Origin of the sequence: Campylobacter sp. US53 (genome assembly GCF_004378995.1) — a bacterium.
Taxonomy (GTDB): domain Bacteria; phylum Campylobacterota; class Campylobacteria; order Campylobacterales; family Campylobacteraceae; genus Campylobacter_D; species Campylobacter_D jejuni.
In genome coordinates, this window is the sequence record NZ_RYYH01000008.1 from 66,135 (window position 1) to 77,956 (window position 11,822).

Annotated in this window: 16 protein-coding genes; all 16 read left to right on the plus strand. The window is 31.3% G+C overall.

Annotated elements, in window-relative coordinates; all coding sequences use genetic code 11:
• Positions 1-8: 8 nt before the first annotated feature.
• The 16 genes from atpG (at position 9) to ybeY (ending at position 11,670) form a co-directional block, all read left to right on the plus strand.
• Positions 9-893, plus strand: coding sequence for an ATP synthase F1 subunit gamma (atpG, locus tag ELQ05_RS06865; protein ID WP_002860587.1), 885 nt, complete (start codon positions 9-11; stop codon positions 891-893).
• A 24-nt stretch (positions 894-917) separates the two neighbouring features.
• Positions 918-2,315, plus strand: a complete 1,398-nt coding sequence (atpD, locus tag ELQ05_RS06870) for a F0F1 ATP synthase subunit beta (RefSeq protein ID WP_070316465.1) — start codon at positions 918-920, stop codon at positions 2,313-2,315.
• Positions 2,316-2,318: 3 nt separating this feature from the next.
• Positions 2,319-2,708 (plus strand): ATP synthase F1 subunit epsilon, encoded by a 390-nt coding sequence (gene atpC, locus ELQ05_RS06875; RefSeq protein ID WP_002851752.1) that lies wholly within the window; start codon positions 2,319-2,321, stop codon positions 2,706-2,708.
• A complete protein-coding gene (locus tag ELQ05_RS06880; protein ID WP_004316599.1) occupies positions 2,708-3,262 on the plus strand; it encodes a MotA/TolQ/ExbB proton channel family protein in 555 nt (184 codons plus the stop codon). Before atpC ends, ELQ05_RS06880 begins: the two co-directional genes overlap by 1 nt.
• A gap of 8 nt (positions 3,263-3,270) precedes the next feature.
• Positions 3,271-3,660, plus strand: a complete 390-nt coding sequence (locus tag ELQ05_RS06885; RefSeq protein WP_002858790.1) for an ExbD/TolR family protein — start codon at positions 3,271-3,273, stop codon at positions 3,658-3,660.
• Positions 3,661-3,662: 2 nt separating this feature from the next.
• Complete coding sequence (locus ELQ05_RS06890; protein ID WP_070316466.1) at positions 3,663-4,442, plus strand: TonB C-terminal domain-containing protein; 780 nt, start codon at positions 3,663-3,665, stop codon at positions 4,440-4,442.
• Positions 4,443-4,451: 9 nt separating this feature from the next.
• Positions 4,452-5,660 (plus strand): Tol-Pal system protein TolB, encoded by a 1,209-nt coding sequence (gene tolB, locus ELQ05_RS06895; RefSeq protein WP_070316467.1) that lies wholly within the window; start codon positions 4,452-4,454, stop codon positions 5,658-5,660.
• 76 nt (positions 5,661-5,736) lie between these two features.
• The gene (gene pal, locus ELQ05_RS06900; protein ID WP_002851617.1) at positions 5,737-6,234 is read left to right on the plus strand and encodes a peptidoglycan-associated lipoprotein Pal; all 498 of its coding nucleotides are present in this window, start codon (positions 5,737-5,739) and stop codon (positions 6,232-6,234) included.
• 3 nt (positions 6,235-6,237) lie between these two features.
• Positions 6,238-7,185 carry a tol-pal system YbgF family protein gene (locus ELQ05_RS06905; protein ID WP_070316468.1) on the plus strand — a complete coding sequence of 316 codons (948 nt, stop codon included), beginning with the start codon at positions 6,238-6,240 and terminating at the stop codon, positions 7,183-7,185.
• Between the two features lie 13 nt (positions 7,186-7,198).
• Positions 7,199-7,771, plus strand: a complete 573-nt coding sequence (locus tag ELQ05_RS06910; protein ID WP_002934149.1) for a peptidylprolyl isomerase — start codon at positions 7,199-7,201, stop codon at positions 7,769-7,771.
• Between the two features lie 47 nt (positions 7,772-7,818).
• Positions 7,819-8,691 carry an ACP S-malonyltransferase gene (locus tag ELQ05_RS06915; protein WP_024088246.1) on the plus strand — a complete coding sequence of 291 codons (873 nt, stop codon included), beginning with the start codon at positions 7,819-7,821 and terminating at the stop codon, positions 8,689-8,691.
• Positions 8,688-9,377: an aminodeoxyfutalosine nucleosidase gene (gene pfs, locus ELQ05_RS06920; RefSeq protein WP_079862112.1), complete on the plus strand. Its 690-nt coding sequence runs from the start codon at positions 8,688-8,690 to the stop codon at positions 9,375-9,377. The genes ELQ05_RS06915 and pfs overlap by 4 nt, the downstream gene beginning before the upstream one ends.
• The gene (locus ELQ05_RS06925) at positions 9,374-10,129 is read left to right on the plus strand and encodes a tRNA 2-thiocytidine(32) synthetase TtcA (RefSeq protein WP_002866734.1); all 756 of its coding nucleotides are present in this window, start codon (positions 9,374-9,376) and stop codon (positions 10,127-10,129) included. The genes pfs and ELQ05_RS06925 overlap by 4 nt, the downstream gene beginning before the upstream one ends.
• Before the next feature lie 4 nt (positions 10,130-10,133).
• Positions 10,134-10,655, plus strand: a complete 522-nt coding sequence (locus tag ELQ05_RS06930) for an isochorismatase family cysteine hydrolase (protein ID WP_002785057.1) — start codon at positions 10,134-10,136, stop codon at positions 10,653-10,655.
• On the plus strand, positions 10,655-11,269 hold the full coding sequence (gene recO, locus ELQ05_RS06935; RefSeq protein ID WP_002881418.1) for a recombination protein RecO: 615 nt from the start codon (positions 10,655-10,657) through the stop codon (positions 11,267-11,269). Before ELQ05_RS06930 ends, recO begins: the two co-directional genes overlap by 1 nt.
• Positions 11,266-11,670 (plus strand): rRNA maturation RNase YbeY, encoded by a 405-nt coding sequence (ybeY, locus tag ELQ05_RS06940; protein ID WP_002866735.1) that lies wholly within the window; start codon positions 11,266-11,268, stop codon positions 11,668-11,670. The genes recO and ybeY overlap by 4 nt, the downstream gene beginning before the upstream one ends.
• Positions 11,671-11,822 lie beyond the last annotated feature (152 nt).

Sequence of the window (11,822 nt, forward strand, 5' to 3'; positions counted from 1 at the left end):
GGCCTTTTATGTCTAATTTAAAAGAAATTAAAAGAAAAATTAAAAGTGTTCATAACACTCAAAAGACTACAAATGCTATGAAGCTAGTTTCTACTGCTAAGTTAAAAAAAGCAGAAGAAGCAGCTAAAAGATCAAAAATTTATGCACAAAAAATCGATGAAATTTTGAGTGAAATTTCATTTCAGATCAATAAAATTGTTCACAATGAAGATGATGTGCGTTTATCTTTGTTTCATAAAAAAGAACAAATTAAAACCGTAGATTTAATATTTATTACTGCAGATAAAGGCTTATGCGGTGGTTTTAATATTAAGACTTTAAAAACAGTAAGTGAAATGCTAAAAGAATATGAAGCAAAAAATATTAATATTCGTCTTAGAGCTATAGGTAAAACTGGGATTGAATATTTTAATTTTCAAAAAATAGAATTGTTAGAGAAATATTTCCATCTTAGTTCTAGTCCTGATTATGAGAAAGCATGTGAAGTAATTCATGCTGCTGTAGATGATTTTTTAAATGGAAATACAGATGAAGTGATTTTAGTTCATAATGGTTATAAAAATATGATTACCCAAGAACTTAAAATTAATCATCTTATTCCAGTTGAACCAAAGAGTATTGAACAGACTCATAATTCTCTTTTAGAGCTTGAACCAGAAGGAACTGAGCTTTTAGAAGATTTAATGAAAACATATTTCGAGTATAATATGTATTATGCATTAATCGATTCTTTGGCGGCAGAGCATAGTGCAAGAATGCAAGCTATGGATAATGCAACTAATAACGCAAAGGCAAGAGTGAAACAACTGAATTTAGCTTATAACAAAGCAAGACAAGAATCTATTACCACTGAGCTTATAGAAATTATCAGTGGTGTTGAATCAATGAAATAGTAAATTTTAAGGAGAAGATAAATAATGCAAGGATTTATTTCACAGGTATTAGGTCCGGTTGTTGATGTAGATTTTAACGACTATTTACCTCAAATTAATGAAGCAATTGTTGTAAATTTTGAAAGCGAAGGAAAAAAACATAAACTTGTTTTAGAAGTAGCAGCTCATTTAGGAGATAATAGAGTTAGAACTATTGCTATGGATATGACAGATGGTTTGGTAAGGGGCTTAAAAGCTAAGGCTTTAGGTGCTCCTATTAGTGTTCCTGTTGGTGAGAAAGTTTTAGGAAGAATTTTCAATGTTACTGGAGATTTGATCGATGAAGGTGAAGAAATTTCTTTTGATAAAAAATGGGCAATTCATAGAGATCCACCAGCTTTTGAAGATCAAAGCACAAAAAGTGAGATTTTTGAAACAGGGATTAAAGTTGTGGATTTACTTGCTCCTTATGCAAAAGGTGGTAAAGTAGGTCTTTTTGGTGGTGCAGGTGTTGGTAAAACTGTTATTATTATGGAGCTTATTCACAATGTTGCATTTAAGCATAGCGGCTATTCTGTATTTGCAGGTGTGGGTGAGAGAACTCGTGAAGGAAATGACCTTTATAATGAAATGAAAGAAAGTAATGTTTTAGACAAAGTTGCTCTATGTTATGGACAAATGAATGAACCACCAGGGGCAAGAAATCGTATTGCTTTAACAGGTTTAACAATGGCTGAGTATTTTAGAGATGAAATGGGTCTTGATGTGCTTATGTTTATTGATAATATCTTTAGATTTTCACAATCAGGTTCTGAAATGTCAGCACTTTTAGGAAGAATTCCATCAGCTGTGGGTTATCAACCAACCTTAGCAAGTGAAATGGGTAAATTCCAAGAAAGAATTACTTCAACTAAAAAAGGCTCAATCACTTCAGTTCAAGCTGTTTACGTTCCAGCTGATGACTTAACCGACCCAGCTCCAGCAACTGTTTTTGCTCACTTAGATGCTACAACGGTTTTAAATAGAGCTATTGCTGAAAAGGGTATTTATCCTGCAGTTGACCCACTTGACTCAACTTCAAGAATGCTTGACCCAAATATCATTGGAGAAGAACATTATAAAGTTGCTCGTGGTGTTCAATCAGTGCTTCAAAAATACAAAGATTTACAAGATATCATCGCCATTTTAGGTATGGATGAGCTTAGCGAAGAGGATAAACTTGTAGTTGAAAGAGCAAGAAAGATTGAAAAATTCTTATCACAACCATTTTTCGTTGCAGAAGTTTTCACAGGTAGCCCAGGAAAATATATAAGCCTTGAAGATACAATAGCAGGATTTAAGGGAATTTTAGAAGGTAAATATGATCATTTACCAGAAAATGCTTTCTATATGGTTGGAAATATAGATGAAGCTATTGCAAAAGCGGATAAATTAAAAGGTTAATTTATGAACGATTTGATTAATTTCGAGATAGTTACGCCTTTGGGTGTAATCTATCAAGGAGAAGTAAAATCTGTTACTTTACCGGGTAGTGAAGGAGAATTTGGCGTGCTTAAAGGACATGCTGCTTTGGTTTCTTCTTTAAAATCTGGAGTAATTGATATTGAAAAAGCTGATTTAAATCATGAATTAATTGCTATTGATGCTGGACATGCAAAGGTAGATGAAGATAAGATTTGCGTGTTAGCAAAGGGTGCGGTTTGGGTTTGTGGAAGTGATGAAAGTGAGATTGAAAAAAATCTTGCTCAAGCAAAAGATTTGATTAAATCTATGAGTTCTGATAATGCAGCTTTAGCAGCAACTTTTTCAAAACTTGATAATGCAAGGATGCATTAATGAATTTTGAAGCTATATTTCATTTTTTCAATGGTTCAAGTATTATTACTTATATAGTTTTATTATGGCTTTCTTTATATTTTATTTTAGCATTTAGTATTTTGTTTGCTAGATTGACTTATTTGGCTACATGGAGAAATAAGGAAAAAGAAAGTTTAGAAACTTTGCTCTTGGGTGAGAAGGATTTAAGTCGTACTGATTCGATTTTAAGAAAATGCAATGATACAACTTCAAATCATTTAGAAATCTATAAAAATTTAGCAAGTCGCCGCGCTTCTGCTGGACTTACTTGGCTTAGTATTATTGCTTCAACTTCACCTTTTATAGGTCTTTTTGGGACGGTTATTTCTATACTTGAAACTTTTGGTGGGCTTGGAACTCAAAATTCTTTAAGTATCATAGCTCCTAAAATCAGCGAGGCTTTAGTTGCTACAGGTTGTGGTATTTTAGTAGCAATTCCTGCTTATACATTTCATCTCATCATTAAAAGAAAAGCTTTTGAACTTTTAAGCATTATTGATAGCGAGATTAAAGTTATAAGTTCGAGTAAATAAGGTTAAAAATGCCATTTGATGATGAAAAACCTGAACTTAATATCACACCTTTAGTAGATATTATGCTTGTATTGCTTGCGATTTTAATGGTAACAGCTCCAAGCATTACTTATGAAGAAAAAATTAATCTTCCACAAGGTAGTCAAAAAAATACTAGCACTCCAACTGTTAAGAGTTTAATTATTAGTATTAATGCAAAAAAAGAAATTTTTTTAAATCAAGAAAAATACGATTTTATAAGTTTTGCTGACAATCTTGCTCAAAGAAAAGCACAATTTAATACCGAAGATCCGGTTTTTATACGCGCTGATAAAAGCTTAAAATATGACGATGTTATTTCAGTCTTAAGAAGTGTAAAAAATTTAGGATTTAATAAAGTTGCTTTACAGACTGAATAATCATGAAAAATTATGGTTTGAGTAATTTAAATTCGTTTTTACTTGCTTTAGCAATATATATTAGTATAATAATTCTTGTTTTTTTTAGACTTGTAAGCGAGGTTGAACCTGCTATACAATATACTGATATAAAAGATAGTTTTGTAGATATTGAACTTGCTGAACCATCAAAACAGGTTATTACTCAAAGCAACACTCCTAAAGAAATACAAAAACCAACAGAGCAAATTGATATAGAAAAGCTTTTTGCTCAGACTACAAATAAAACAGTTAAAACAGAAGATATTGACCAAAAGGCAAGTAATTTTAATGAGCTTTTTGGAAATATCAAAGAAATACAAGAAGAAAAGACTACAAAAATTCAATCAAGTGCTAAATCAGGAGCTTCTAGTACCCCAAAACCTCAAGCTTCCGAACTTGTAAAACAACTTAATGATAGTTTACTTCAAGAAGAAAGTTCAACGCAAGGCGAAAGCACAAAGGCGCAAAAGATTGGAATTTATGATGAATTTTTAGGGAAAGTTGTGCGTATTATCACTCAAAGATGGACTCAGTATTATCCAAATAGTGAAAAAATTTCTGTTAAGGTAAAAATTTTTATTGATGAAAATGGAAAATTTGGCTATACTTCAGTTGAAAAAAGTGGGAATCCTTTATATGATGCTAAAGTGGCTGAATTTTTAGAAAGTCAAAAAGGTAAATTTATTACTTATCCTCCGCAAAATAAAAATATAAGCATTACCATGAATTTAAGAGATGAAGCAAAAGTTAAAAATGATTAGGAGAAAAAAATGAAAAAAATTGTAGCAATTTTTTTAGTCTTTTTAGGAAGTCTTTGGGCAGAAGATCCAGTGATTGATGTTGTTAATTCTGGTGTAGTTTTACCAAAGATTATCGTTAAAGATAATTCAAATTTAAGTGATGAGAATTTAAAGAAAAGCTTTTATAATATCATTGTGAACGATTTGAAAGTAAGTTCAAACTTTGAAGTTGTTGCTAATGCAACTGAAACAAGTAATTATACTTTTGAATACGCTTTAAATAAAAATGGTAACACTTTGAGTTTAAATGTAAAAATAAAAGCTGGCGGTTCTGATAAGTCAGAGCAAACTTATACTTTAAATGGTTTAGAGCAATATCCATTTTTGGCACATAAAAGTGTCAAAGCTTCTGTAAATGCGTTAGGACTTGCACCTGTTGATTGGATGGATCATAAAATTTTGATCGCGAGAAATTCCAGCTCTAAAAAAAGTCAAATTATTATGGCTGATTATACTTTAACTTATCAAAAAGTTATTGTTGATGGTGGGCTTAATTTATTTCCAAAATGGGGAAATAAAGAACAAACTCTATTTTATTATACAGCTTATGATCATGATAAGCCAACTTTATACCGTTATGATTTAAATACCAATAAAGCTAGTAAAATTTTATCAAGCGGCGGTATGGTTGTAGCAAGTGATGTGAGTGTAGATGGAAGTAAACTACTTGTTACCATGGCTCCAAAAGATCAGCCTGATGTTTATTTATATGACTTAAATACCAAAAATCTAACACAATTAACTAATTATTCTGGTATTGATGTTAATGGAAATTTTATTGGCTCAGATGATAGTAAAGTGGTATTTGTAAGCGATCGTTTGGGATATCCTAATATTTTTATGCAAGATTTAAATAGTAATAGTGCTGAACAAGTTGTTTTTCATGGTAGAAACAATTCGGCTGTTTCGACTTATAAAGATTTTTTGGTTTATTCAAGTCGTGAATCAAATCAAGCAGGTGTTTTTAATATTTATTTGATGTCAATTAATAGTGATTATATTCGTCAACTTACAGCAAATGGAAAAAATTTATTTCCAAGATTTTCTAGTGATGGTGGAAGTATAGTATTTATCAAATATTTAGGTGCGCAAAGTGCTTTGGGTGTTATTCGTGTAAATGCAAATAAGACTTTTTATTTTCCTCTTAGGGTTGGAAAAATTCAATCAATTGATTGGTAAAAATTTCAATTTTAGGTTAAAATTAATTAAAAATTAGATATAATAGTAAGAATTTATTAACTTTGAAAGGTCGTAAATGAAAAAAATTCTTTTTACTTCAATTGCAGCTCTTGCAGTTGTTATTAGTGGTTGTAGCACAAAAAGCACTAGTGTAAGCGGTGATAGTAGTGTTGATTCAAATCGTGGTTCAGGTGGAAGTGATGGTTGGGATATTGATTCAAAAATTTCTCAACTTAATGATACTTTAAATAAAGTATATTTTGATTTTGATAAATTCAATATTCGTCCTGATATGCAAAATGTTGTAAGTACAAATGCTAATATCTTTAACACTGAAGTAAGCGGTGTAAGTATTACTGTTGAAGGAAACTGCGATGAGTGGGGAACCGATGAATATAACCAAGCTCTAGGTTTAAAAAGAGCAAAAGCTGTAAAAGAAGCTTTAATCGCTAAAGGTGTAAATGCTGATAGAATTGCTGTTAAAAGCTATGGAGAAACAAATCCTGTGTGCACTGAAAAAACTAAAGCTTGCGATGCGCAAAACAGACGTGCTGAATTTAAATTATCAAGATAATTAATGAAAAAAATATTCACAGTAGCTCTTCTTGGAGCTACTTTACTTTATGCAGAAAGCTCAGCTTTTGGTGCAGGAGATATAACAAGCAATTCTTCTTATGGTTTAACTTCAAATGAAAAATTATTTAAAGAAAAGTTAGATAATTTAAATAATGAAAATATACAAACAAATGCTAGAATTAATGAAATTAACGAAAGAATCGAGGGTTTACAAAGCACTTTAGAAGGTATAAATTCTCAATATGCTAAATCAAATTCTAGATTAAGTCAAGTTGAAGAGAATAATCAAAATATTGAAAATAATTTTACTAGTGAAATTCAAAAATTAAAGGCTTATGTTGAAGAAAGTAGAAAAATTCAAGAAGCTAATAATAAGCAAGTAAAAAAAGTTTTAGCCGAACTTAGTTCTTTAGTAGATGCCATTAATGCAAATTATGTTTCTAAAAACGAATTAAATGATGCAAATTTAAGCGTTAAAACTATTACACCTAGTGTTGTTGTTTCAACTACAGATTCAAATAGTACGATTGAAGACAATAATACTCAAAATACCCAAGATGATAAAGCAAAACAAATTGATGAATCTTGGAAAAAGAAAAAAAATAATGAAATTTTAGAATTAGCGATAAAAGATGTTGATAAAAATGCTTTTGAAGATTCTAAAGCAAAATTAAATTTTCTCATAACAAAGCAATATAAACCTGCAAGAGCAAATTTTTGGTTAGGGGAGATCGAGTATAAACAAAAAAAATATAACAATGCTATTGTTTATTATAAAAAAAGTTCTTCTTTGAGTACAAAAGGGGATTATTTCCCAAAACTTTTATATCATACTGCCATTTCATTGGATAAAACAGGTGATACAAAAACAGCAAATGGTTTTTATAAAGCTTTAAAAACTAATTATCCAAATTCACCCGAAGCAAAAGCTTCACCTAATAGAAAATAATTAAGGAGATAAAATGGCTATAGAAAAAAATAGTGTAGTTTCAATGTTTTATGAGTTAAAAGATGCAAATACAAATGAAGTTTTAGAATCAAATTTATATTCTCAACCTATTTCTTTTATTTTAGGCAAAGGTCAGATTTTAGAAAGCTTAGAAGAAGAAGTGATGAAGCTTGATTGTCCTAGCAATGCTGATGTGGTAATTAAAAAAGAAAAAGGTTTAGGCGAATACGATGAAAATGCCGTTCAAACTTTACCAAAAGAGCAATTTGCAGGTATTGATTTAAAAGTAGGTATGGAGCTTTTTGGCGAAGGTGAAAATGGCGAAACCGTTCGTGTAACTGTAAAAGAGATTGGCGAAAATGATGTGACAATTGATTATAATCATCCTTATGCGGGTCGTGATTTGCTTTTTTCTTTAAATATCGTAGATGCTAGAGCTGCAAGTGAAGATGAAATTCTTACAGGTATTATCGCAGGAAGTCATAGTTGTGGTTGTGGAAGCGGACATGGGCACGATCATCATCACGGACACGGACACGGTGGCGGCGGTTGCTGTGGCGGTGGCGGCGGTTGCGGTTGTCATTAATGAATGCTGCGTTTATATTTCCAGGTCAAGGCTCACAAAGTCTTGGCATGGGAAAAGATTTTTATGAAAACTCTATAAAAGCCAAAGAACTCCTTCAAAACGCAAGTGATTTTTGTAAGATTGATTTTAAACATTTGCTTTTTGAAGAAAACGAAAAACTCAATCAAAGTGAATTTACCCAACCCGCCATCGTTTTAAATTCCTTAATGGCTTATAGTGTTTTACTTGAAAAAAAACCTGATTTAAGTTCGAAATTTGCTTTAGGACATTCTTTAGGAGAATTTTCAGCCTTAGCTGTTAATGGTGCTTTTGATTTTTTAGAGGCTCTTTCTTTGGTTAATAAAAGAGGGCTTTTTATGCAAGAAGATTGTGCAAAAGTTGAAGCAGGTATGATGGTGGTTTTAGGGCTTGATGATGAAAAGGTTGAAGAGCTTTGCCAAAAAGCACAAAAAGAAAACAAGCAAATTTTTGCTGCAAATTATAACTGTGATGGACAAATCGTTGTAGCAGGTTTAAAACCTGATTTAGCAAGTTATGAAAGTGTATTTAAAGAAGCAGGAGCTAAAAGAGCTATGCTTTTAAATATGAGCGTGGCAAGTCATTGTCCTCTTTTGGAAAATGCTTCAGCTAAGCTTTGTGTGGAGCTTGAAAAGGTGTTAAAACCAAATTTTAAAGCCGTGCTTTCTAATGCAAATGCTAAAATTTATACATGTAAAGAAGAAGCTCTTGAACTTTTAAAAGCACAACTTATCTCACCTGTGCTTTATAAACAAAGCATTAAGGCATGTGAAAATGAAGTAGATTATTTCATAGAATTTGGTGCAAGCGTGCTTAAGGGTTTGAATAAAAAAATTACTTCAAAAGAAACTTATGCTTTAACAAATATGAATGATATTGATGAATTTTTAAAGGTTATATGATGAAAATAGCAATTTTAGGAGCCATGAGTGAAGAAATCACTCCTTTGCTTGAAACACTTAAAGATTATATAAAAATAGAACACGCTAATAATACTTATTATTTTGCAAAGTATAAAAATCATGAACTTGTTTTAGCGTATTCTAAAATCGGCAAGGTAAATTCTACTCTTAGTGCTAGTGTGATGATAGAAAAATTTGGCGCACAAGTTTTGCTTTTTACAGGAGTTGCAGGTGCTTTTAATCCTGAACTTGAAATTGGTGATTTGCTTTATGCAACAAAATTAGCCCAATACGATCTTGATATTACCGCTTTTGGGCATCCTTTGGGTTTTGTTCCAGGTAATGAAATTTTTATCAAAACCGATGAGAAATTAAACAATCTTGCTTTAGAAGTTGCTAAGGAATTAAATATCAAACTTCGTGCAGGCATTATTGCAACGGGTGATGAGTTTATTTGCGATGAAGCAAAAAAAGCAAAAATTAGAGAAATTTTCAATGCGGATGCTTGTGAAATGGAAGGCGCAAGTGTGGCTTTGGTTTGTGATGCTTTAAAGGTGCCTTGTTTTATCTTAAGAGCTATGAGTGATAAAGCGGGGGAAAAGGCTGAATTTGATTTTGATGAGTTTGTGATCAATTCAGCTAAAATTTCGGCCAATTTTGTGCTTAAAATGTGCGAGAAATTATGATAAATCTTAGCAAAAAACTTATACGCCAAGTTGCACAAGCTAATGCTAAATTTGGACTTATTAAAGATGGAGATAGGGTTCTTTTAGGGCTTAGCGGCGGGAAAGATTCTTTGGCTTTAGCCCATCTTTTAAATCGTATGCAAGCTCACGCTCCTTTTAAATTTGAACTTGAAGCGGTAACTTTGAGTTATGGCATGGGCGAGGATTATTCTCATCTTCATGCACATTGTGAAGAACACGGCATTAAACATAGCGTGCTTGATTCAAATATTTATGAAGTTTCAGGCGATACCATAAGAGAAAATTCAAGTTTTTGTAGTTATTTTTCGAGAATGCGTCGTGGAGCTTTATATACTTACGCTCTTGAAAAAGGTTTTAACAAGCTTGCTATAGCTCATCATTTAGATGATGCAGCAGAAAGCTTTTTTATGAATTTTATTCATAATGGAGCTTTAAGAACCTTAGCGCCTATTTATCAAAGCAAACGCGGTGTAACTGTGATACGCCCTTTGATTTTTGTGCGAGAAAGACAGCTTAGGGATAATGCTACGCAAAATGAACTTAGCGTGATAGGAAATGAATTTTGTCCTGGTATGAAACTCAGTGAAAAAAATGTAAAATTTCCACACGCTAGAGAAGAAGCTAAACAGCTTTTAGCAAATTTAGAAAAAGATCATCCTAAGCTTTTTACAAGTTTAAAAACCGCTTTTGCCAATTTACACACGGAGAGTTTTTGGCTTCAAAAGGCATAAAAGCATGAAAAAAGCTTTTGTTTTAGTGGATTATCAAAATGATTTTATTGATGGAAGTTTAGGTTTTGATAAGGCTTTAAAAATCAAAGAAAATATTCTTAAAGCCTTAAATCAAATCGATTTTAATAACACGCATTTGCTTTTAACCTATGATACACATGATGAGCATTATCTACAAAGTAAAGAAGGTTTAAATTTACCTGTAAAACATTGCATTAAAGAGAGTTTGGGTTGGCAAATGCCAAAGGAATTTGAACCTTTTTTACAAAAAGCTCATAAAATTTTTTATAAAAATACTTTTGGTAGCTTAGAATTAGCTAATTTCATACAAAAAAGCGATTATGAAGAACTTCATTTTGCAGGGCTTGTTTCTCATATTTGTGTGTTTTGTAATATCATTTTAGCTTTTGGTGCTAAGCCTAATGCAAGGATAATTTTACACCAAAATTTAAGTGCAAGTTTTGATGAAAATTTAGAAAAATCCGCTTTTGATATACTTAGAGCTTATGGTATTGAAATTGTTTAATGCAAGGCTTTATACTTCATACTCAAAAAGTTAAAGATGAGGATTTGATCGTTTATATTTTAAGTCCTAAAATGCTTATTAAGGCTTATCGTTTTTATGGACTTAGACATTCTAGTATTTTAAGCGGCTATAAAATCGACTTTGCTTTAGAAGAAAATCCTAGTTTTTTACCAAGACTTAAAGATGTATTGCATTTGGGATTTTTATGGATTATGCAAAGGGATAAAATGCTTATTTGGCAAGAATTTATCCGTCTTTTATATAGGCATTTAAAAGATGTGGAAGAGCTTGATAGTTTTTATTTTGATTTACTTGATGAGTGTGTGAAAAGGTTTGAAAAACAAAATCCAAAGCGTGTTATTGTTGATGCTTATTTAAAAATTTTGGAATTTGAAGGAAGATTGCATAAGGATTTTTTTTGTTTTGCCTGTGATGAGAAAATTCAAAATTCCATTACATTGCTAAGGGCTTTTTTACCTTCGCATTCTCAATGTGCTTTAGGATTTGAGTTTGAAGAGAAAAAACTAAAACAATTTTATAGTAGTAAAAATTGTGCGATTTTTGATGATGAAGAAATACAAAATTTATATCATTTGATTAAGGAAGGTTTATGATATTAAGTGATGAAAAATGTGATTTTTTAGAATCTATAGCAAGTTTTTTAAGTCCTAAAGATGTGGAGCTTGTCTTTGTGGATAGTAAAGAAATGCAAGAAATTAACTTAGAGCAAAGAAAACAAGATAAAACCACTGATGTACTTTCTTTTCCGCTTGAAAATATCGATGAGAGTTTGCCTTTGGGTTCTGTTGTGATCAATGTGGATTTGGCAAAAGAAAAGGCTAAAGAGTTAGGGCATAGCTATGAAGAAGAAATAAGCTTGCTTTTTATCCACGCTATGCTTCATTTACTAGGTTTTGATCATGAAAATGATAATGGAGAAATGAGAGAAAAAGAGAAAGAACTTATAGAGCATTTTAATTTGCCTAAAAGTTTGATTGTAAGGACTTTGGGATAACTCCACCCCAAAACGGAACAGATTTTGCTTATATTATTTTAATATATTTAGATTGAAGGCAAAAAAATCAAAATCAAGGAATTAATATGAGTATCTTTAGCATCAATGATAACTCAAATTATAATTCTATACTTTCACAAGCAAAAACTAAT

What these genes read in the sequence shown, in the direction of transcription:
- atpD (WP_070316465.1), top strand. Translation starts at nt 918, where the DNA reads ATGCAAGGATTTATTTCACAGGTATTAGGTCCGGTTGTTGATGTAGAT.
- ELQ05_RS06910 (WP_002934149.1), top strand. Translation starts at nt 7,199, where the DNA reads ATGGCTATAGAAAAAAATAGTGTAGTTTCAATGTTTTATGAGTTAAAA.
- ELQ05_RS06885 (WP_002858790.1), top strand. Translation starts at nt 3,271, where the DNA reads ATGCCATTTGATGATGAAAAACCTGAACTTAATATCACACCTTTAGTA.
- ELQ05_RS06890 (WP_070316466.1), top strand. Translation starts at nt 3,663, where the DNA reads ATGAAAAATTATGGTTTGAGTAATTTAAATTCGTTTTTACTTGCTTTA.
- tolB (WP_070316467.1), top strand. Translation starts at nt 4,452, where the DNA reads ATGAAAAAAATTGTAGCAATTTTTTTAGTCTTTTTAGGAAGTCTTTGG.
- ELQ05_RS06880 (WP_004316599.1), top strand. Translation starts at nt 2,708, where the DNA reads ATGAATTTTGAAGCTATATTTCATTTTTTCAATGGTTCAAGTATTATT.
- ELQ05_RS06930 (WP_002785057.1), top strand. Translation starts at nt 10,134, where the DNA reads ATGAAAAAAGCTTTTGTTTTAGTGGATTATCAAAATGATTTTATTGAT.
- ELQ05_RS06905 (WP_070316468.1), top strand. Translation starts at nt 6,238, where the DNA reads ATGAAAAAAATATTCACAGTAGCTCTTCTTGGAGCTACTTTACTTTAT.
- pal (WP_002851617.1), top strand. Translation starts at nt 5,737, where the DNA reads ATGAAAAAAATTCTTTTTACTTCAATTGCAGCTCTTGCAGTTGTTATT.
- ELQ05_RS06915 (WP_024088246.1), top strand. Translation starts at nt 7,819, where the DNA reads ATGGGAAAAGATTTTTATGAAAACTCTATAAAAGCCAAAGAACTCCTT.
- ELQ05_RS06925 (WP_002866734.1), top strand. Translation starts at nt 9,374, where the DNA reads ATGATAAATCTTAGCAAAAAACTTATACGCCAAGTTGCACAAGCTAAT.
- recO (WP_002881418.1), top strand. Translation starts at nt 10,655, where the DNA reads ATGCAAGGCTTTATACTTCATACTCAAAAAGTTAAAGATGAGGATTTG.
- atpG (WP_002860587.1), top strand. Translation starts at nt 9, where the DNA reads ATGTCTAATTTAAAAGAAATTAAAAGAAAAATTAAAAGTGTTCATAAC.
- atpC (WP_002851752.1), top strand. Translation starts at nt 2,319, where the DNA reads ATGAACGATTTGATTAATTTCGAGATAGTTACGCCTTTGGGTGTAATC.
- ybeY (WP_002866735.1), top strand. Translation starts at nt 11,266, where the DNA reads ATGATATTAAGTGATGAAAAATGTGATTTTTTAGAATCTATAGCAAGT.
- pfs (WP_079862112.1), top strand. Translation starts at nt 8,688, where the DNA reads ATGATGAAAATAGCAATTTTAGGAGCCATGAGTGAAGAAATCACTCCT.